The organism is Simiduia aestuariiviva (genome assembly GCF_014192475.1).
Lineage (GTDB): Bacteria > Pseudomonadota > Gammaproteobacteria > Pseudomonadales > Cellvibrionaceae > Simiduia > Simiduia aestuariiviva.
Genome location: NZ_JACHXZ010000002.1, coordinates 835,407 through 853,764, shown reverse-complemented (window position 1 = coordinate 853,764; position 18,358 = coordinate 835,407). Strand labels below are relative to the sequence as shown.

The 18,358-nt window shown below is 52.6% G+C and carries 20 protein-coding genes and 4 tRNA genes; 17 read left to right on the top strand and 7 right to left on the bottom strand.

The genetic code is table 11. The features are described 5' to 3' along the window. The first annotated feature begins 7 nt into the window (after positions 1-7). A complete protein-coding gene (gene rlmM, locus FHS30_RS09565) occupies positions 8-1,063 on the top strand; it encodes a 23S rRNA (cytidine(2498)-2'-O)-methyltransferase RlmM (protein WP_183910201.1) in 1,056 nt (351 codons plus the stop codon). 7 nt (positions 1,064-1,070) lie between these two features. Here rlmM and FHS30_RS09560 read toward each other — a convergent pair whose 3' ends face one another. Next, positions 1,071-1,352, bottom strand: coding sequence for an antibiotic biosynthesis monooxygenase family protein (locus FHS30_RS09560; RefSeq protein WP_183910200.1), 282 nt, complete (start codon positions 1,350-1,352; stop codon positions 1,071-1,073). Between the two features lie 102 nt (positions 1,353-1,454). Between FHS30_RS09560 and tusA the strand changes: the two genes are divergently transcribed. Next, the gene (gene tusA, locus FHS30_RS09555; RefSeq protein WP_183910296.1) at positions 1,455-1,697 is read left to right on the top strand and encodes a sulfurtransferase TusA; all 243 of its coding nucleotides are present in this window, start codon (positions 1,455-1,457) and stop codon (positions 1,695-1,697) included. 46 nt (positions 1,698-1,743) lie between these two features. Here tusA and FHS30_RS09550 read toward each other — a convergent pair whose 3' ends face one another. Next, positions 1,744-2,442 carry a hypothetical protein gene (locus FHS30_RS09550; RefSeq protein WP_183910199.1) on the bottom strand — a complete coding sequence of 233 codons (699 nt, stop codon included), beginning with the start codon at positions 2,440-2,442 and terminating at the stop codon, positions 1,744-1,746. Positions 2,443-2,747: 305 nt separating this feature from the next. Between FHS30_RS09550 and FHS30_RS09545 the strand changes: the two genes are divergently transcribed. Genes FHS30_RS09545 through FHS30_RS09530 form a run of 4 tightly spaced genes read left to right on the top strand, consistent with a single transcriptional unit; the run spans position 2,748 to position 6,979 of the window. Next, positions 2,748-3,671, top strand: a complete 924-nt coding sequence (locus FHS30_RS09545; RefSeq protein ID WP_183910198.1) for a 5'-3' exonuclease — start codon at positions 2,748-2,750, stop codon at positions 3,669-3,671. Positions 3,672-3,676: 5 nt separating this feature from the next. Then, on the top strand, positions 3,677-4,846 hold the full coding sequence (locus FHS30_RS09540) for a 4-phosphoerythronate dehydrogenase (RefSeq protein WP_183910197.1): 1,170 nt from the start codon (positions 3,677-3,679) through the stop codon (positions 4,844-4,846). Further along, positions 4,840-6,045 (top strand): ATP-NAD kinase family protein, encoded by a 1,206-nt coding sequence (locus FHS30_RS09535; RefSeq protein WP_246341229.1) that lies wholly within the window; start codon positions 4,840-4,842, stop codon positions 6,043-6,045. Before FHS30_RS09540 ends, FHS30_RS09535 begins: the two co-directional genes overlap by 7 nt. Further along, positions 6,038-6,979 carry a class I SAM-dependent methyltransferase gene (locus FHS30_RS09530; RefSeq protein ID WP_183910196.1) on the top strand — a complete coding sequence of 314 codons (942 nt, stop codon included), beginning with the start codon at positions 6,038-6,040 and terminating at the stop codon, positions 6,977-6,979. The genes FHS30_RS09535 and FHS30_RS09530 overlap by 8 nt, the downstream gene beginning before the upstream one ends. A gap of 10 nt (positions 6,980-6,989) precedes the next feature. On the opposite strand, the gene FHS30_RS09525 is transcribed toward FHS30_RS09530, so the two are convergent. Both FHS30_RS09525 and FHS30_RS09520 read right to left on the bottom strand, forming a co-directional pair. Continuing rightward, positions 6,990-7,460 (bottom strand): hypothetical protein, encoded by a 471-nt coding sequence (locus FHS30_RS09525; RefSeq protein WP_183910195.1) that lies wholly within the window; start codon positions 7,458-7,460, stop codon positions 6,990-6,992. Further along, entirely contained in the window at positions 7,460-8,677 is a 1,218-nt protein-coding gene (locus FHS30_RS09520; RefSeq protein WP_183910194.1) for a pyridoxal phosphate-dependent aminotransferase, read from the bottom strand. The genes FHS30_RS09525 and FHS30_RS09520 overlap by 1 nt, the downstream gene beginning before the upstream one ends. 87 nt (positions 8,678-8,764) lie before the next feature. Between FHS30_RS09520 and msrB the strand changes: the two genes are divergently transcribed. From msrB to FHS30_RS09505, 3 genes are read left to right on the top strand one after another with little or no spacing between them, the layout of a single operon-like run. After that, a complete protein-coding gene (gene msrB / locus FHS30_RS09515) occupies positions 8,765-9,184 on the top strand; it encodes a peptide-methionine (R)-S-oxide reductase MsrB (protein ID WP_183910193.1) in 420 nt (139 codons plus the stop codon). Continuing rightward, on the top strand, positions 9,184-9,855 hold the full coding sequence (locus tag FHS30_RS09510) for a DNA-3-methyladenine glycosylase I (protein WP_183910192.1): 672 nt from the start codon (positions 9,184-9,186) through the stop codon (positions 9,853-9,855). Before msrB ends, FHS30_RS09510 begins: the two co-directional genes overlap by 1 nt. A 28-nt stretch (positions 9,856-9,883) precedes the next feature. Further along, on the top strand, positions 9,884-10,606 hold the full coding sequence (locus tag FHS30_RS09505) for a DUF1499 domain-containing protein (RefSeq protein WP_183910191.1): 723 nt from the start codon (positions 9,884-9,886) through the stop codon (positions 10,604-10,606). 22 nt (positions 10,607-10,628) lie between these two features. Here the strand turns inward: FHS30_RS09505 and FHS30_RS09500 are convergent, their stop codons facing one another. Next, entirely contained in the window at positions 10,629-11,396 is a 768-nt protein-coding gene (locus FHS30_RS09500) for a hypothetical protein (RefSeq protein WP_183910190.1), read from the bottom strand. A gap of 327 nt (positions 11,397-11,723) precedes the next feature. On the opposite strand from FHS30_RS09500, the gene FHS30_RS09495 reads away from it, so the two are divergent. The 4 genes from FHS30_RS09495 (at position 11,724) to FHS30_RS09480 (ending at position 12,118) form a co-directional block, all read left to right on the top strand. Beyond that, a tRNA-Glu gene (locus FHS30_RS09495) sits at positions 11,724-11,799 on the top strand. A 2-nt stretch (positions 11,800-11,801) separates the two neighbouring features. Then, positions 11,802-11,877, top strand: a tRNA-Gly gene (locus tag FHS30_RS09490). Positions 11,878-11,964: 87 nt separating this feature from the next. Beyond that, positions 11,965-12,040: transfer RNA gene (locus FHS30_RS09485), tRNA-Glu, on the top strand. Between the two features lie 2 nt (positions 12,041-12,042). Continuing rightward, positions 12,043-12,118 (top strand) — tRNA-Gly (locus FHS30_RS09480). 244 nt (positions 12,119-12,362) lie between these two features. Here the strand turns inward: FHS30_RS09480 and FHS30_RS09475 are convergent. After that, on the bottom strand, positions 12,363-12,758 hold the full coding sequence (locus FHS30_RS09475) for a PA2817 family protein (protein WP_183910189.1): 396 nt from the start codon (positions 12,756-12,758) through the stop codon (positions 12,363-12,365). Positions 12,759-12,834: 76 nt separating this feature from the next. Here FHS30_RS09475 and FHS30_RS09470 point away from each other — a divergent pair, with 76 nt between their 5' ends. The 3 genes from FHS30_RS09470 (at position 12,835) to queF (ending at position 15,492) form a co-directional block, all read left to right on the top strand. Further along, positions 12,835-13,752 carry an ABC transporter ATP-binding protein gene (locus tag FHS30_RS09470; protein WP_183910188.1) on the top strand — a complete coding sequence of 306 codons (918 nt, stop codon included), beginning with the start codon at positions 12,835-12,837 and terminating at the stop codon, positions 13,750-13,752. Between the two features lie 2 nt (positions 13,753-13,754). After that, entirely contained in the window at positions 13,755-14,528 is a 774-nt protein-coding gene (locus FHS30_RS09465) for an ABC transporter permease (protein WP_183910187.1), read from the top strand. Between the two features lie 124 nt (positions 14,529-14,652). Next, entirely contained in the window at positions 14,653-15,492 is an 840-nt protein-coding gene (queF, locus tag FHS30_RS09460) for an NADPH-dependent 7-cyano-7-deazaguanine reductase QueF (protein ID WP_183910186.1), read from the top strand. A gap of 16 nt (positions 15,493-15,508) precedes the next feature. Here queF and FHS30_RS09455 read toward each other — a convergent pair whose 3' ends face one another. Continuing rightward, entirely contained in the window at positions 15,509-16,870 is a 1,362-nt protein-coding gene (locus FHS30_RS09455) for an adenylate/guanylate cyclase domain-containing protein (RefSeq protein ID WP_183910185.1), read from the bottom strand. A 695-nt stretch (positions 16,871-17,565) separates the two neighbouring features. Between FHS30_RS09455 and FHS30_RS09450 the strand changes: the two genes are divergently transcribed. Continuing rightward, positions 17,566-18,120 carry a nitroreductase family protein gene (locus FHS30_RS09450; protein ID WP_183910184.1) on the top strand — a complete coding sequence of 185 codons (555 nt, stop codon included), beginning with the start codon at positions 17,566-17,568 and terminating at the stop codon, positions 18,118-18,120. Positions 18,121-18,358 lie beyond the last annotated feature (238 nt).

Sequence of the window (18,358 nt, the reverse complement as noted above, 5' to 3'; positions counted from 1 at the left end):
GTAACTTATGAATCAATTATTTTTACATTGTCGCGGCGGCTTCGAAGGTGAGTGTGCTGCGGAAATTACCGATCTCGCCGCCGAGCAAGGTATCTACGGTTACGCCAAGGCCAAGGCGCACACCGCGCACGTCCTATTTGTCGCAGATAATGTTGAGCAACTCATTGCCAACTTGGACTTTAGGCGCCTCATTTTTACGCGGCAGTGGTTTGTGTGCGGCGATGCCTTGACGGCGTTGCCGGTGGCGGATCGATTGACGCCCATCATGGCAGAGATCGCCCAACTGCCGCACACCCGCGGTTTAGTGATGGAGACGGTGGACACCAACGAAGGCAAGGAGTTGTCGGGCTTGGCGAAAAAATTTGCCAATCCGCTCCAGCGAATGCTCGAAAAACGCCAAGTGCAGCGCGCTAAGTCCACCTTCAATTTGCACGTGCTGTTTACTCAAACGGACACGGCTTATGTGGGTATCAGCCCCATCGCTAACAGCTCGCCTTGGGCGATGGGGATACCGCGACTCAAGCTACCAAAGGAGTCGCCCAGCCGTGCAACCCTGAAGCTTGAGGAGGCCTGGCATCAGTTTATTCCCCGCGACGAATGGGACAATCAACTGCGTGGCAGCCAGCGGGCCGTGGACTTGGGCGCGGCGCCCGGCGGTTGGACATGGTTATTGGTTCAGCGGGGGATGTTTGTAGAAGCGGTAGATAATGGCCCTATGCAACCTGCTTTGATGGAAACGGGTCAGGTGACCCACCATCAAGCCGACGGTTTTCAATTTGAGCCGCGCAAGCCCGTGGATTGGTTGGTGTGCGATATCGTCGACAAGCCTGCGCGAGTGGCGGCCATGGTTGCGCGCTGGTTTACCGAGGGCTTTTGTCAGCAAGCTATTTTTAATTTAAAGCTGCCCATGAAACAACGCTACCAGGAAGTGCAAAAACTGTTGGAGCGATTAGAGCAAACGTGTGCAGATGCGGGCCGTCCAATTAGGTTGCGTGCGCGTCAGTTGTACCATGACCGCGAAGAGATCACGGTCATGGCCACACGGTGTGACGGCGCGCGGTAAACACCCGTTAGTTTTCTAGCAGCGTGACCTTTTCTGGTTCGGCCAGTGCCGGGTAAATAAGGTTCATCATGAGTCGGCGAGCGTCGCTCTCTGCCCATTGGTGCCAGTCACGCGCTGTACGAAACTTACACACGATGAAGCGATGCATGGGGTTGTTGATGTCGGTAAACGCTTCGCCACGAATGAAACCGGGCGCAGAAAATGCTTGGTGCAGGGTGGAGCGGGCCGCTTGCTCGTAGGTTTGTTCCATGTCATCGGCAATTAGCCGCTCAATTAAAACGTGTATCATAGTGTGACTCTACAGGTGCGTGTAATGGATAAGCGATCCATTAAACGGTGAGCCTCACGGGATTTCAAGCGCCGCAATGGGATTGGACTAACAGTGGATCAATTGAATCAGTTTAAACAGCGTGCACAGCATGAGTTGGACGCGAGCGGGCTCTTTTGCCCAGAACCTGTAATGATGCTGCACAATGTGATGCGCAAAGCTGTCGCAGGCGAGCGAGTATTGGTTATTGCCACTGACCCTTCAACCGAGCGAGATATCCCCAAATTTTGCCAGTTTTTGGGGCATGAGCTGGAAGAAAAAGCCATCGTTGGCGATAGCTATTTCTATTTGTTGGTGAAGGCCTAGCGCAATACCACAAGCGCCTAAGACTCGCGTACTAGCCATGCATGCACTAGCCGCCATCGTCCACCAATGCAGAAATGGCGGCTATGGCCTCTGGGTCTTGGGCTTTAATTTTGTTGGCGATTTGATGCTGAAAATAGTAGCGAAAGATGGGGCAGTCCTCTGCGGTAAACAAACAGTCGTCGCCGGGCAAGACTGGCGTGCTCGCCACTTTGTCGGGATCCACCAGCATGCCGCTAATGTGTCCATCAAAGTAGAGTCGCCAGCTCACAACCTCTGACAGCGTCATGCTGTGAGATCCCCGCTCAGAGAGCACGGCGTGGGTGCCAATGGTGTCTGGGATTTCCTGCACGATGGCGTCGGGCGTTTCTGCGCTGCTTTCGTAGTATTCCGCAGCCGATTCCAGCTCTACCACCTTGTGAATGGGGGCATCAAAGAAGATGTCTTCAAGACCGGGATCATAATACCCCTCAAATTTGCCGTTGAGTGGGTCGTCGATATCGGGGCAGGCGATGATTTTGTCGAGCCAGGGCACTAGCCCAACAACCTCGCCGTTTTCACGCAGCGCCCAACACAAGATCTTTAAGCTAAATAACTTTTGTTTGTCGGTATCGTTGGCGTAGAGCATTTCTAGGCCATCGAGTTCAGGGGAAATGCGAATAAAGCGTTCGCGTTGCGCTTCTAAGAGCGGTTTGCCAGTGAAAAGGTCGATCACATTCGCGTTAGATTGATCAGGTGAGCATCGCATAAAACCACCTCCTGAGTCGGCGACGGGTTAGGCTGTGGCCGTGTTCCGCGCCTGGCTGATCGGGCAGAGTGCTAGCCTTTTCAGGTTGCACCTCACTTCACGTTAATCGTTCGCTATCGGGTACACAAGTGGCAATGATTGCGCCATACTTGCGTTATTCCAACTTTTTATAACCAGTCAAAAGTTTGGGATGCAAGGGTCCAGATTTGTTGCGCTATCCCACAAATAGCACATTTTTTGGACAGCCACGTGGGTGCTGCCGGTACGGAAATCGCCTGCTGTCTCCAGTCTACGTTTGAAAACCCATGGTTATAACTAAAAAATCTAAGCTGCCAGCGAATCGGTGGCTGATCGATGCCTCTATTTATATATTTCGCGCCTATTTTTCGCTGCCGCCCAACTGGCAGAGTGAGGACGGTTACGATACTGAGGCCGTGTATGGCTTCACTAATTTTTTACTCGACCTATGCCTGCAGGCGCCATCGCGAGTGGCCGTGTGTTTTGACGAAAGCTTGGAAACGGGATTTCGCCATCAGCTATACCCCGAATACAAGGCCAGTCGGGCCCTGCCAGATGAGGCGCTAGCCTTTCAACTCGGCGCCTGCCAAGAGGTGGCCGCAGCCTTAGGGTTTGCGTGTTTTGCCAGTGACAAATACGAGGCCGACGATTTAATTGGTTGTTTGCTGGCGCATTTGACCGCGGAGCCCGAGCCCGTGGCTATTCTCACGCGCGATAAAGATTTGGGGCAGTTGTTGTTGCGTGAGCAGGATTACCTCTGGGACTACGCCGCCGATGTTCAACTTTATCGTGGCGATATCTTTGAAAAATTTGGCGTTTGGCCCGAGCAAATGGTGGATTATTTGGCCTTGGTGGGCGACGCCAGCGATGACATTCCCGGTGTCCCCGGCGTGGGTAAAAAAACCGCCGCACAGATGTTGGCCAACAAGCTGTCACTGGCTGCGTTAATGGCAGAGCCTAACCGCTTTGCATCAATGACGTTTCGCGGCGCCAAGGGTATGGCGGCAAAGCTTGCGGAACATGCCGATCAAATTGCGCTTGCACAACAGCTGGCCGCTATTGTGTGTGATGTGGATCTATTGGCGGCTGGTCAAACTTTACAGCCCCGCGAGATAAACTTTACCGACGCAGCCGCGTTGTTGCAGCGCTTAGGGTTGGGGCGCTTAACTAAAAAACTCGACAAGGTTGTCAAGTTGCAGGCAGGCAAATAACACACATGATGCGTAAAAAAATCTTAGTGGATGAAAACGTGCCGCTGGCCGAAGAATATTTTGGCCAGCTGGGGCAGGTCCAACGATTTTCCGGCCGCCGTTTGAGTGCGCCGGATGTGATCGATGCCCATGCCTTAATCGTTCGCTCCGTGACGCAGGTAAACGCGGCCTTGTTGAACCACAGCGCCGTGGAATTTGTGGGCACCTGCACCATAGGCATCGATCATCTCGATACCAGTTGGCTCAATGGTCAGCGTATTCCTTATACCAACGCGCCGGGTTGCAATGCCAACAGTGTGGTGGAATACGTGCTAACTGCGTTGGCACTGTTGGATGTCAATTGGCAGGGGCGCAAGGTAGGTATTGTGGGTTGCGGCAATGTGGGAGGGCGAGTGTTTCGTCGTTTGGCTGCGCTGGGGGCTGAGGTGGCGGGGTACGACCCTTTGCTGCCCGAAGGCTCGCTGCCGGTTAGCGCGCCGCTGACATCCATCTTTGAATCGGACATCGTGTGCTTGCATGCGCCACTGACGACAACCGGCACACACCCCACACGCCATATGATTTCCGAAGACTTGTTGAGGCGTCTGCCCCATGGCGCGGTATTAATCAGCGCGGGGCGGGGCCCTGTTATTTGCAACAAAACACTATTAAGCGTGGCCGACGTGCGCCCCGACGTGCGATGGGTGCTGGACGTTTGGGAACACGAGCCTTGGCTCGACCCTGCGCTGTTACACCGAGCCGCCATCGGCACGCCCCACATCGCGGGGTATTCCTACGACGGCAAAGTCATGGGTACCAAAATGGTATGCGAGGCCTTGGCCAATTATTGGGGACAAACCATTGCGCTGGCCGGTGAGTCCGGCGAGCTAGCGCCAGTGGCGACCGTCGACGTCCCTCGAATGACAGCGGCTGAATGGCAACAGGTGCGCAAGGTGATGTGCGAGGCCTATGACCTTGCCGGCGACGATCGTCGGTTGCGTGAATTGGTGGCGCAAGCACAGCAGAGCGATGACCCCGAGACCCATCTGCGGCGCGGTTTTGATTTGTTGCGCAAACACTACCCAGAGCGCCGAGAGTTTCGGCATTTTCGCTGGGCATCCGAGCATAGGGGAGACCGGGTTGAAACGATGATCAGGGCGCTGGGCTTTGCCGAACCGGTGGAGGTTCAATGTTGATGAACGACAGGCTTCAGTCGACACTTGGACGTCGATTTAAATTGGGATTGATTGTGAACAGTTACGCTGGGTTGGGCGGGCCAGCGGGCTTGAAGGGCAGCGATGGCGACGCAGTGCGTGCTCAGGCCATGGCGATGAATTCGGATTTGCGGGCGCCAGAGCGCGCCTTGCGTGCGCTGACCTGTCTGCGGGGATTGCCTGTGGATGTGTATTGCTTTGCTGGAGAGATGGGGGCCGCTGTGGCCCGCGCCGCCCAGTTAGCGGTGCAGGAAATAGGGCAGGCTGAGCAAACGCCCTCGTCAGCAGCCGATACGATTGCCGCAGCGCGCGCCTGCCATGCAGCGGGGTGTGATTTGATTTTATTTGTGGGTGGTGACGGCACCGCGCGCAACATGGTGGAGGCCGTTGGCTTGGATCAACCGGTATTGGGTTTGCCCAGTGGGGTCAAGATGCACTCGGGCGTTTATGCCATTGCGCCCGAGGCCGCCGCCGCAGTAATACAGCAATTAATTTCAGGTGAACTGGTGGCCCTGGATGCCTGCGAGGTGCGCGACATTGACGAGCAGGCATTTCGTGAGGGCCGTGTGCAATCGCGCTATTACGGCGAGTTGCTAGTGCCGTCGGAACCGCGCTATGTGCAGGCAGTGAAAGAGGGCGGCAGGGAAGTGGAAGCGCTGGTGCTCGATGACATTGCGGCAGAGATAACGGAAACACTGACGCCTGAAACACTCGCCATATTTGCCCCGGGATCAACCACATTTGCCATTACTGAATCCATGGGATTACAGGCCACGTTATTGGGCGTGGATTTAGTGCGTAATGGCGAGCTGATCGCCACGGATCTCAACGCCACCACGTTAGAGCAGCAGGTCATGGCTCACACTGGGCCGGTGGTGCTGGTGCTGACGGCCATTGGCGGGCAGGGCCACGTGTTTGGACGTGGAAATCAGCAGCTGCGGCCCGCGCTGTTGCGTCACATTGGGCGTGAAAATGTCGTCGTGGTTGCCACTAAGTCAAAATTGGAGTCACTCAATGGACGGCCGCTGTTGATCGATACCAATGACCCGGCGCTCGACGCTGATTGGACGGGGTACATACGCGTGATCACCGGTTACCGCGATGCGGTGCTTTATCCCTTGGGCTACCCAGCGCTCGCGGCAAGTGAGGTTCATCGCGACGGAGACCTAGACGATGAGTAATCCCATTGGTGCCGCGCTCGACGATCTAGTGGGCCGAATACAGACTTCCGGGCGACCGTTAGATAGCTATCGACTGTTTCACGGTCGCGGTCAGTGTTTCGACGGGTTGGATTTTATCACCGTCGATTGGTTTGATCCGGTGTTGCTGGTGACCTTGTTTAAAGCCCCGCCGGCTGACTGGCTGCCGCAATTTATTGAAATGCTCAGTGCTCACGCGGCGTTTTCACTGGCAGCTGAAGTGCGCATACAGCATCGCTATCAGGCGGGCGTGCCCACGGCGTTGCTCAAGCAAGCCTCAAGTACGGAATTTACTGCCTTGCGCGCGGGCCTAAAATTTCAGCTCAACGATTTAGCGCATCAAAATATTGGGTTCTTTTTGGATATGGAGCCGGGGCGCCAGTGGCTAGAGCGCCACTGCCGAGGTAAGCGGGTACTAAATCTATTTGCCTACACCTGTGCATTTTCTGTGGTGGCGATGGCGGCCGGTGCCCAATCGGTGGTCAATGTCGATATGAGTCGAGGGGCTTTGTCGCGCGGGCGTGACAATCATCGAATCAATCACCAGCCGCTCGATGGGGTTAAATTTTTAGCGGAAAATATCTTGAAATCCTGGGGGCGCATTCGCCGTGCAGGGCCCTACGATGTCGTTATTTTTGACCCGCCCACCTTTCAGCGGGGCAGCTTTATCGCGGAAAAAGACTATGGCAAATTAGCGCGCCGGCTACCCGAATTATTGCCGGACGGAGGCGAAGTGCTGGCCTGTCTCAACGCGCCAGAGTTAGATTCGCAATTTTTGATATCGACATTTGAGCGCGAGTGCCCAGCTGCGCGTTGTGTAGAGCGATTGCCCGCCAGCGATGACTTCCCCGATCGCGACGCTGAGCGGGCACTCAAATTAATCCATTTTCAGTGCCCGCCCAGCGCGATCGAGTAGGTTTGCGCGTTCAGTGCTGGCGAGAGGTGTTTAGCAGGTACAGCATAAAGTGGCGCAGCTCGCCCGATGTGCCGTGTTTTATCAACTGGCGCATGACGTTAATGTTTGAGAAACGCTCCTGTGCCACGCTGACGGGCAGTTCGTCTGGGTTTTCGTCCCGCCAACGCTGTACTCGCTGGGTGCTCGCGTCGTCTTCACACAGTGCAGACAGCAATGTGAATCCCTTGTGGGTTAACACGGCTTGGTCGATCGCTTCTTGGCGAACGGTATCTTGGTAGTGCAGGTAGCCGGCCGTGGCGAGCCAGAGCATTGCACTAAAAGCCGCCATGTGCCGCTGGCTGTGCAAGCCAAAATCGTCCGGTGTATCTGGCCCGGCGATATCCTCCACGTACACGGCACATGGGCGCGGAAAAAAAGCAAACAGTTGGCTCAGTATTAAACCGCTGTCTTTGTAAAAATCATCGATGTGAATGTCGCTCATTAGTCTTGGCTGTACCGGTCAATAAATTTTCCAAAGCGCGTCAGCGCGTTGGTGATTTCGTCTTCGCGCGGTAAAAATACCACACGAAAGTGATCGGGTGTGGGCCAATTAAACGCCGTGCCCTGAACGATCAGTATCTTTTCCTGCAATAAAAAGTCCAGCACCATTTGCTGGTCGTCTTTTATCGCGTGGTGATTGAGGTCGATTTTAGGGAATACGTAAAGCGCGCCTTTGGGTTTGACACAGCTGACCCCCGGGATTTGTGAAAGTGCATTGTAGGCGGCTTCGCGCTGTTCAAACAGGCGGCCGCCAGGGGCTACGAGCTCGTTAATACTTTGGTAGCCACCGAGCGCCGTTTGAATAGCAAACATCGCGGGCACATTGGCACACAGACGCATGGAGGCGAGCATGTTAAGCCCTTCAATGTAGCCTTTAGCCTTGTGCTTGGCACCGTGCAGGACCATCCAGCCGGCGCGAAAACCGGCCAGGCGATAATTCTTTGAGAGGCCATTAAAACTTAGGCACAGGACCTCTTTAGCGAGTCTGCCGAGGGGAATGAATGCGGCCTTGTCATACAGAATTTTGCTATAAATTTCGTCGGCGAAAATAATTAATTTATGCTCAGTGGCAAGTTTGACGAGTTGTTCCAGCATTTCTTGGCTGTATACCGCGCCAGTGGGATTGTTGGGGTTGATGATGACGATGCCGCGGGTTTTATCGGTAATTTTTGAGCGGATATCATCCAGGTCTGGATACCAGTCAGCGCCTTCATCGCATAAATAATGTACAGGGTTGCCGCCCGCCAACTTTACCGATGCGGTCCACAGGGGATAGTCGGGTGCCGGCACCAATATTTCGTCGCCATTGTTCAGCAGCGCTTGCATGGCCATGACGATCAATTCTGATACGCCGTTGCCAAGGTAGATATCATCGATATCCACATTGGGAATGTTTAAGGTTTGGCATTCCTGCATAATGGCTTTGCGGGCGGCAAATAGGCCTTTGGATTCAGTGTAACCCTGCGCGTTGCGCAGGTTGTAGATAACATCCAGAATGATTTCATCGGGCGCCTCAAAGCCAAATGGCGCTGGATTGCCGATGTTTAATTTCAGGATGCGGTGGCCCTCTTCTTCGAGCCGATGTGCGTGTTCCAACACGGGGCCGCGAATTTCATAGCAGACGCCGTGGAGCTTGTTGGATTTATAGATGTGGTCCATATGCAGTAGACTGCCCGTACAATTTTGTGAAATAAAACATCATTTAATGCGCGTTTAGAGCGCACTTATTGTGTTTGGGGGGCGATTATGGCAGATGAACGCAAAAATAACGATGACCCGTGGCGCGAACGGTTAACGTCTGAGGAATACCGGATATGCCGGGAAAAGGGCACCGAGCGAGCATTCACGGGTCGCTACTGGAATGAACAGCGGCCCGGCACCTACCTGTGTAAGTGCTGTGCCAAGCCCTTATTTGAGTCAGATGCCAAGTTTGATGCGGGCTGTGGCTGGCCCAGCTTTTACGCGCCGCTCGCCAAGGATTCCATCAAGGAAATCATGGATACCAGTCATGGCATGGTGCGCACCGAGGTAACCTGTCGGCATTGCGGCTGCCATTTGGGCCATGTGTTTGCGGACGGACCCGCGCCCACGGGCGAGCGGTATTGCATTAACTCTGCTTCCATTCTGCATGAACAAGATCGTGCGCAATCAAAGGATGATCAATAGTGCGCAGTTTCGCAGACATTAATGCCATTGCGGAAACCCACAAGGGTGGCGCTAAAGCGGTAGCCGCTCTGCTGCCAGAGGTGCGCAGTGACGCAGAATTGCTGGCGTTACCAGACCATCGTTATTTATCTGAAATGGCGAGGCGAGTGTTTCGCGCGGGATTAAAGCACGCCATGGTGGATGCCAAGTGGCCTGCCTTTGAGCGCGCGTTCTGGGGCTTTGACCCAGTCAAGGTTCAATTGATGTCCGATGAGCAGTTAGAGCGCTTGGCCACTAACCCGGACATTATTCGGCATTTAGGCAAAATTCGCTCAGTGCGTGCCAACGCCGCGATGATGGTGGCGCTCGCCGAGACTCACGGCAGCTTCGGGCGATTCATTGCCCAATGGCCAAGTGACGATGTGGTTGGGCTGTGGGCGCTCTTAAAAAAGCAAGGCAGTCAGCTGGGTGGGCAATCGGCTGCTCGATTCTTACGGATGGTGGGCAAGGACACCTTTGTGCTCACCGACGACGTGGTCGCCGGCCTTATCTATGATGGCGTTGTCAGTAAGATGCCTACATCAAAGCGCGATTTGCAAGCGGCGCAAGCTGCGTTTAATCAATGGCAAGTGGAAAGTGGTAAACCATTGGCCCATATCAGTCGTATTTTATCGATGACTGTATTTTCATAATGTTTCACTACTCAATAAGGAACTGAACATGGCTAAGCCTTGGATGCGTTGGATTTTGGTGTTGCAGTGTGTGTTATTGCTCGCCATGTTTGCGGGGATGGTGGCAAATAAATTTGGTCTTGCGCCATTTAGGCCGGCGTTCATGACATTCTATTATGGCTTTCAAGGGGTCATAGTTGTCACTGGCTTAACAGTATTGGCCTGCGGCTTAATTTGGTGGCTGCGTTGGCATGCGGAAAAGCGTTTTGCATTGTGGACTTTGGCGCTGGGCGCCGCGCCAGTGGTAGTGGTATTCGCATTGGTTGGCAAGGGGTTGGGCGTGCCCGCTATTCACAACATCAGTACAGATTTGGAAAACCCGCCTAAATTTATAGCCGCTTATGAGTTGCGCAGCAGCGAGCAAAACAGCCTAGATGCGCCCTCTGATGCAGTAAAAGATTTGCAGCGTGGGCACTATGCCGATTTGGCGCCCTTGATTCTGCCTGAAGAGCCCGACGCGGTGTTCGCGCGCGCACTGGCGACGGTTGCTGACTTGGGGTGGACCTTGATCGCGGCGCATCCAGAGCAGGGGCTCATTGAAGCCTATGACGAGACCTTGTTTTTTGGCTTTAAAGATGATGTGGCGATTCGCATCCAGGCGCAGGCCCAGGGAACTCGCGTGGATGTGCGCTCGGTATCGCGCGTAGGGCGCAGTGATTTGGGGGCCAATGCAAAGCGCATCGCTAAGTTTCAAAAGGCGTTAGAGAAGTAATTGGCGGAGCCGATAAATCGAGCTATTCGTCGTAGACGTTTTTCTTTTTCCAGCTGTCTTTCGTTTCTACGTCGCCCCAGTCATCGCCTTCTTGCTCTGAGTTGGCGGTGGCAGCGGGCTGGATATCTTCCTCAGACTCCAGTTGCGTAATGATCTGCTCGAGCTTTTTCTTTTGCGCGGTGTAGTGGCCCGATTCGTCTCGCTCGATGAGTTTCTTTGCCAGTGAGAAATAGTGGAGTGCCAGCTTATTTTTACCTGCCTGCTTGGCTTGTTTGGCTTGCACCACATAAGAATCCACTGAAATCTTCAAAACAAGGTGTTTGATCTGATCACCGAAATCCTCGGCTTCAGCGCGCTTGATGGTGCCGCGCTTTTGTAGCGTCATTAAAAATTTATACAGTTCCTGCAGGTGCTGTTTAACGTCTTTGACCTGCTGCGGGTTCTGCAGGGTAGGGCGTTTACTCTCATCCTTGCGCTGCTGCGTGGCCTGCAGTTGCTGCGAGATCATCGACAACTCTTCAACGTGTGTCTTTTCTTTGGGTTCTAGACTGGCAAGTTGTTGAAGCACGTCGGTCAGGCAACGCTGTACCAGCATTGTCAGTTCGCGGGTGAGAAAATTAGGCGGGAAGCCGCTCAGGATGTAACGAAATACTTTTGCGCGCTGTTTAAGTGCTGCCACGAGGCGCTGGCGCTGTTTGCGCTTCTTTTCGATGCTCTGGGTAATGAACAGATAGCAGATGACTGCGCCTATGACGCCAATGATGGTGGCAACAATATAAATGGCAGACATAGCGTGTGTGGGCGGCCTCTTGTGATATGGGGCTGACTGACGTCATATCGACGATGCAGCTGGAATTTAGCGCCTCAGAAGCGAGTATAGCCCCTGTAAACCTCTGGCGCACAATAACGGCCTAGGCGAGGTATCGCAAGGCGCTTGAACTGCAGCTGGACGGGCAGTCTTGCTGGCTGTACCAACGGCAGATTTTTAGGTGCTTCGGGCTCCTAAGTCCTTGTTTCAGCAAGTGTAAAAAAGCACATAAAGGTGTTGACAGGGTTACCACCTCTACTTAGAATGCGCCCCACTTCAACGGCAGTGCAACTGCTGATGAAGGTCCGGGTCCCCTTCGTCTAGAGGCCTAGGACACCGCCCTTTCACGGCGGTAACAGGGGTTCGACTCCCCTAGGGGACGCCATTGCGGGAATAGCTCAGTTGGTAGAGCACGACCTTGCCAAGGTCGGGGTCGCGAGTTCGAGTCTCGTTTCCCGCTCCAAATTCAAACATCAGCGAGAGTTGATGTTAATAAGCGCAGCTCACCAAGGCTGCGTTTTTTTTCCTAGGATAGGAAGCGCCAGTTTCCGTCCCCTTCGTCTAGAGGCCTAGGACACCGCCCTTTCACGGCGGTAACAGGGGTTCGACTCCCCTAGGGGACGCCATTGCGGGAATAGCTCAGTTGGTAGAGCACGACCTTGCCAAGGTCGGGGTCGCGAGTTCGAGTCTCGTTTCCCGCTCCAAATTAAAAAAGCCAGCGCTTGTGCGCTGGCTTTTTTTATGGGTCGAAAACGTGCACTTGATTAGAGGCGTTTCCTAGGTGGTCACGATAGGTGGGTACGATAGGTGGGCACGATAGGTGGGTGCGAAAAGGGCACTTGGTCTTGCTGGCGAGTAGTCCGATTATCACGGCCACGTGCGTTTCCTTGGGGCGCTGCGATGACAGTGTATAGACACCAATCGATTCCGAACGGCTCCTTGAATTTTCTAATGTAGCCCAAATATCTTGGCTTTCTCGGTGGCAATGTCAAACGGCTGGTCGGCGCTGTCAGCTACATGGCGCGCTTCATCTAATGCTTGGTAGTTGGCGATTTCCTCATCGGGCATGTACTGCAGGCAGTCGCCGCCAAAAAACCAGAATAGGTCGCGAGAGATGTTTGGGGTAAGTTGTGGCCATGCGGCGACAATTTTTACCAGTATGGATTGCCCCAGCACATAAAAGTCTTCATCAGCATCGGCTTTAGCAAGCTGCTGGAGCTGTTCGTACAGCGCTTCCTGCTGCGGCTCACGCAGGGTGTTCATGGCGAGTAATTTCTCGGCCACGCTGATCAACTCGTTAATTAACGCGATATGGTGTTGTAAGTATGTGGTGGGTTGCGACATGCTTAGACCTATAAAAAATTTTGGACATTGTAACCTGTCTGCCTGAATTTTAGGCACCCTAAATAGCAGAGGCAATATGACTGCACTGACAATCGAGAATCTTGAAAAAACCTATGCCGGCGGATTTCAAGCGCTGAAAGGTATCAGCCTAGAGGTTGCTCCTGGCGACTTTTTCGCGCTCTTGGGGCCCAATGGTGCAGGCAAGTCGACCACTATTGGCATTCTCTGTTCGCTGGTTCGTAAAACGGCGGGTCAGGTTAACGTTTTCGGTATTGATATTGACCAAGATTTTTCTGCGGCAAAGCGTGAAATTGGCGTGGTGCCGCAGGAATTTAATTTCAATCAGTTTGAAAATGTGTTGGATATCGTCGTCAATCAGGCCGGTTATTATGGGTTGAGCCGCGCCGTGGCGCACCAACGGGCAGAGAAATACCTGACCAAGTTGGGGCTTTGGGATAAGCGCAATCAGCCTTCAAGAAACCTTTCGGGGGGCATGAAGCGTCGATTGATGATCGCGCGCGCATTGGTCCATGAGCCGCGCTTATTGATTTTGGATGAACCCACTGCGGGTGTCGATATTGAATTGCGTCGATCGATGTGGGAGTTTCTAAGGGAAATTAATGCCGCCGGCACCACCATCATTTTAACCACCCATTACTTGGAAGAGGCGGAAAGTTTGTGTCGCAATATCGCCATTATTAACCATGGCGAAATCGTCCAAAAAACCAGCGTTAAGGCATTGCTAAAGCAGTTAAATAAAGAAGTTTTTATCATTGATACGCGCGCGCCCTTAGCTGCAGCACCTCAGGCTAGCGGCTATGTCGTTAGGCAGCTAGACGAGCATACCTTAGAGGTCGAGGTCGAAAGAGGGCAATCCTTAAACGATGTGTTCAAAGCGCTTGAGGCACAAAAGATCGAGGTGGTAAGCATGCGCAATAAGGCCAATCGCCTAGAAGAAATGTTTGTATCACTCATCAAGCAGCAGGAGGGGTGAATATGCACATTTCTGCACAGTGGATTTCCTTCAGCACCATCGTTCGCAAAGAAATTCGTCGCTTTATGCGCATCTGGGTGCAGACGCTATTGCCGCCGGCAATCACCATGGCGTTGTACTTTGTTATTTTCGGCGCATTGATTGGTGCGCGCATCGGTGACATGGGTGGTTTTAGCTACATGGAATTTGTGGTGCCTGGGCTGATTATGATGTCGGTGCTCACGAACTCCTATTCCAACGTGGTGTCCTCCTTTTATAGTGCCAAATTTCAGCACAGTATTGAGGAGTTACTGGTATCGCCGACACCCAATTATGTCATTTTGGCGGGATATATCGTGGGTGGTGTATGTCGCGGTTTGGCGGTGGGTCTGATCGTTACCTTGATGTCTCTGTTTTTTACTGATTTGCAAGTCCATAGCCTCTCAGTCACGGTCTCTATTGTGGTGCTCACCAGCGTTTTATTTAGTTTGATGGGGCTAATCAATGCTGTTTTTGCCAACAGTTTTGATGACATTTCAATCATACCCACCTTTGTTTTAACTCCTTTAACGTATTTGGGTGGAGTTTTTTATTCCATCGATTTATTGCCAGAGTTTTGGCAGGGGGTATCGCAATTGAATCCCATTTTGTACGTCGTCAACACCTTTCGCTATGGCATCTTAGGGGTGAGCGATGTGAATATAGTGACGGCATTTCTTGGAGTTTTGGCATTTATTGTAATCTTATTCGCTGCCAGCCTTTGGTTACTGAATAACGGTAAACGTCTGCGCTCTTGATTGGGCCGTTGATCCGTATTCCATTGCCGGTGGTAGACATCAGTCGCAAGCTGATAACCACGTAAACTTATTTGAATTGTGGGTGTGGTGCGCGTGCCACACCCTGCAGTCATCAGGGTGAAATATGACGGATAACCCGGTTGAACGCCATGGTCCGAGCCACCTCGGCAAGACCACAAATTACATTGATAAATATGATCCCAGTATTTTGGATCCTATTCCTCGCAGTTTGGCGAGAGAAGCGTTGGCGCTAGGCGAGGTATTGCCCTTTACGGGCGTGGATCGCTGGACTGGTTACGAATTGTCGTGGCTCAATGAGAAAGGCAAGCCTGTTGTGGCGCTCGCGGAGTTTGAGTTTCCCTGCAGTAGCCCGAACATCGTGGAATCCAAGTCTTTTAAACTGTACTTAAACTCGTTTAATCAAACGGCGATTGAGTCGACTCGCGCGTTGGTCGATCGACTTGAGAGCGATCTCAGTCAGGCGGCTGGTGCGCCGGTGCTCGTGCATTTAATGGATATGCGTCAAGCCATGACGCTGGGCGTCGGCCATTTTGCGGGCGTGTGTCTCGATGAAATGGACGTCTACTGCGATAGCTATTTGCCCGAGCCGGGGCTATTAAGGTTAGTGGAGGGTGGTGCCGAAGTGCATGAAACACTCTACTCAGATTTATTAAAATCTAACTGCCCGGTGACGGGGCAACCCGACTGGGCGAGCATTGCCATAAGGTATGCCGGGCCCGCCATTGATCGCACGTCTCTGCTGCAGTACATAGTGTCATTTCGAGATCATCGGGATTTTCATGAGCATTGCGTGGAGCGCATTTTTTCAGATATTTCCGAGCGACTAAAACCCCGAGAGTTGACTGTGTACGCGCGGTATACCCGCAGGGGTGGGCTGGATATTAATCCATTTCGCACTAATTGCGGTGACGTTCCGGAGGAATTGCGATTAGTGCGTCAGTAGCGCCAGAGGGTGTGGCTTAGGGAATGATTTTATCCCTAAGTCGCTCTGAAATTTCAGCCAAAGTTTGTAGAACCTGCTCTTTGTCATAATTGCGGATTTTTTCGATATCCAAATACATCGTAAAGCCGTCGAAATTTTTCTCGAAGTAGGTTTGATTGGCGCCCAGGTTTTTCCGTAAATCCACAACCTGATAAACCTTGATCGGGTGGCTAAACCCTTTCACCAATATATTGCCTTTATCGCGGCACATGATGGTGTCTTTTACCAATCCCCAAGTCTCATGGGAAACCAAGATTTCACCCGGTTCGGCCGCAGATTCAAGCCTGCTGGCGAGATTAACGTGCGCGCCTAGCGCGGTATAGTCGAGATGATTGGAGGTGCCGAACGTACCCACCGTACAATAGCCGGTATTAATGCCCATGCGTATTTGCAGGGGGCGCTTAATTCCTTGATGGTGCCAGTGCTGCTGCAAGGCTTTCATACGTTTGCGCATGGCAAGGCTCATGGACAGGCAGCGCAGTGCATCATGCTTGACGCCTTTCGAATTGCTGTCGCCAAAGAGCACCATAATGCCGTCACCCATGAACTTGTCGATAGTGCCACCGTATTGGTGCACGATTTTCGTCATTTCGGTGAGGTAGGTGTTGAGCAGTTCGGTGAGGGCTTCCGCCTCCATTTCTTCCGCTAACTCACTAAAGTCCTTAATGTCGGAAAAGAAAACGGTGAGTCGCTTGCGTTCCGTTTGTAGCGATTTGTCACGCCCTTCATTAATCGCTTTCCAAACCGGTGGTGGCAAATAGCGAGACAGCTTGTAGGTGCGCATTTTATGCAGCTGTTGCTCTTGCTCGAGCCGCTTGGCTTCGAGATTTAGCTTGTTCATGCGCGCATGGGTAAACAATGCGTAGGCGCAGAAATAGGTAATCACGCCAATTAAACTGGCAGCACTAATTTCGAGCCTGCCAGACAACACCCATTGCGGTTCGTAGATTACGAAGCTGCCCAATATGCCGACCACGAACGCCGCATTATCCTCACCCCATTTTCGAACACCGCCATTTAACAGGGCGTTGAATTGGATCATGGTCAGGAACAGAATGCAGGGCAAAATGCTGAAGTCGATTAAGCTCAAGGACGCCCCAATTAAACCGGCGTCTGTCCAGGCCAGAATCTTGGAAAGCTTTAATAAATGTTCGCTGCTGATGTGCTTGGTTAAATAGAACGCGACGTAGGTGTAGGCGAGCAGCACAACGATAAAGATGGGCTGCACAATATTGATATTGCTCCACTCAATATCCGCAGCCAAGGTGCCCGCCGCAGCGAAACAAATAAGCGCACGAAAATAGTATTGAAAGAGCGGTGTAGAGTCAGAGCTGGTCATGGACAGGCTTTTAGCTTTATAGGTGAATTTTGTCGTTATTGCCCTGTTTAGGGAGTCCCTTTGGTTTATGTCTATCCTTGGTGTCTGGCCACTATTAAAAGAGTTTCGGGTCGGTTTGTCTATTGAATAGGGTGATATTTGTTGTTTTTTTAATCGCTAATGGCTATTTAAGGCAGGTTTTAACGGTTATGGGTGGTTTGTCTTGTGAGTAAGTTTTGCGGCGATACTTTGTAGTACCCGTTCCGTCAGTAAATAGCGGTTCGGTTGAGTGCCAGTGATATTGGCCATTGCGCATTAAGTCTTGGTCGCAGAGTAGGGCAGTTGGGTATTGCTGGATCATGGATGTATTGTTTCGAACCACAAAAACTGATTACACCTAGGCGCCAGTCTGCTGAATGCCGACTCAGATTGATTTGTTCTCGTCGCTAATTTTAGGTTTGACTGTGTTAATTCACTGTGGGTGTTGAACGTGTGAGGTGGACTGTGGCTTCATTTGTTCACATTTAGAGCACTAATATTTCTGCTCGGGTGCTTCCGGGCTGTAGCTAGTGAGCGATTTCTCGATTGTCGTCGTTAGCAGTAGATTTTGTTGGTTGTGGCATGGCGCCAAGTGGTTAGTGGCGATTTATGCCGCGGCACCTGCAGATAAAATGGTAAGCTAGTTGGCTTTTAATTTGGGGGCGGACAGCGTAACTATGGATGCAATTACAGCGTTAACTCGACGAGTTTCAGTGGCCAAGCTGATGGCTCCGGCGCCCACAGAAGCGCAATTAACAATCATTCGCCAAGCGGCATTGCGGGCGGCTGACCACGGCAATTTGCGGCCGTGGCGCTTTTTAGAGGTCAGCGGTGAAGGGTTGCATCGTTTAGGTGCGCTTTACCTTGCCGCCATGCAATGCAAGAAGGCGCTCTCAGAGGCTCAGCAACAACGCTTTAAAGCGTTGCCGTTACGCGCGCCTATGGTGATTGTTGCAATAGCCCAGTTCACCGACCACCCCAAAGTGCCCAAAGAGGAGCAGCGTATTGCAGCGGGTTGCGCGGTACAAAATATGCTCAACGCTGCATTTGCGCTTGGGGTGGGTGCTTATTGGCGAACCGGCGAGCTGGCGGACGACCTGCAGGTGGCGAAGGGCCTAGGGCTCACAGAGAGTGAGGTCATTGTAGGATTTCTCTATCTAGGGCAACCCGATGGGCCGCTCAAGAGATGCCCGGAGCTCAACCCAAAAGAATATTTCCAAGCTTGGCCATAACCGGTTGTTTGGTCTTGTGTTCCCATCCACCATTGTGTAGAGTTGCGCCCTCGAAATTTGGGGTGCCTAATGTGCGCCACGAGCAAGCAGGTAGCAGACTTGACGCTCGCTAAACCATCTAAAAATTCTGCCCAGTTTTATGGTGAGGTGTCCGACTAATCTGACAGGATCAGATTAGGACAGCAGGCCAAAGACTGCTGCCCCGAAGGGGTGAGGCGCAGGACGCGCCGAATCAATG

Coding starts and splice junctions, on each gene's coding strand:
- FHS30_RS09475 (WP_183910189.1), bottom strand. CDS start 12,758: ATGTCGCAACCCACCACATACTTACAACACCATATCGCGTTAATTAAC.
- FHS30_RS09520 (WP_183910194.1), bottom strand. CDS start 8,677: ATGGACCACATCTATAAATCCAACAAGCTCCACGGCGTCTGCTATGAA.
- FHS30_RS09525 (WP_183910195.1), bottom strand. CDS start 7,460: ATGAGCGACATTCACATCGATGATTTTTACAAAGACAGCGGTTTAATA.
- FHS30_RS09455 (WP_183910185.1), bottom strand. CDS start 16,870: ATGACCAGCTCTGACTCTACACCGCTCTTTCAATACTATTTTCGTGCG.
- FHS30_RS09550 (WP_183910199.1), bottom strand. CDS start 2,442: ATGCGATGCTCACCTGATCAATCTAACGCGAATGTGATCGACCTTTTC.
- FHS30_RS09500 (WP_183910190.1), bottom strand. CDS start 11,396: ATGTCTGCCATTTATATTGTTGCCACCATCATTGGCGTCATAGGCGCA.
- FHS30_RS09545 (WP_183910198.1), top strand. CDS start 2,748: ATGGTTATAACTAAAAAATCTAAGCTGCCAGCGAATCGGTGGCTGATC.
- FHS30_RS09450 (WP_183910184.1), top strand. CDS start 17,566: ATGGATGCAATTACAGCGTTAACTCGACGAGTTTCAGTGGCCAAGCTG.
- FHS30_RS09530 (WP_183910196.1), top strand. CDS start 6,038: ATGAGTAATCCCATTGGTGCCGCGCTCGACGATCTAGTGGGCCGAATA.
- msrB (WP_183910193.1), top strand. CDS start 8,765: ATGGCAGATGAACGCAAAAATAACGATGACCCGTGGCGCGAACGGTTA.
- FHS30_RS09505 (WP_183910191.1), top strand. CDS start 9,884: ATGGCTAAGCCTTGGATGCGTTGGATTTTGGTGTTGCAGTGTGTGTTA.
- queF (WP_183910186.1), top strand. CDS start 14,653: ATGACGGATAACCCGGTTGAACGCCATGGTCCGAGCCACCTCGGCAAG.
- FHS30_RS09535 (WP_246341229.1), top strand. CDS start 4,840: ATGTTGATGAACGACAGGCTTCAGTCGACACTTGGACGTCGATTTAAA.
- FHS30_RS09470 (WP_183910188.1), top strand. CDS start 12,835: ATGACTGCACTGACAATCGAGAATCTTGAAAAAACCTATGCCGGCGGA.
- rlmM (WP_183910201.1), top strand. CDS start 8: ATGAATCAATTATTTTTACATTGTCGCGGCGGCTTCGAAGGTGAGTGT.
- FHS30_RS09465 (WP_183910187.1), top strand. CDS start 13,755: ATGCACATTTCTGCACAGTGGATTTCCTTCAGCACCATCGTTCGCAAA.
- FHS30_RS09540 (WP_183910197.1), top strand. CDS start 3,677: ATGATGCGTAAAAAAATCTTAGTGGATGAAAACGTGCCGCTGGCCGAA.
- FHS30_RS09560 (WP_183910200.1), bottom strand. CDS start 1,352: ATGATACACGTTTTAATTGAGCGGCTAATTGCCGATGACATGGAACAA.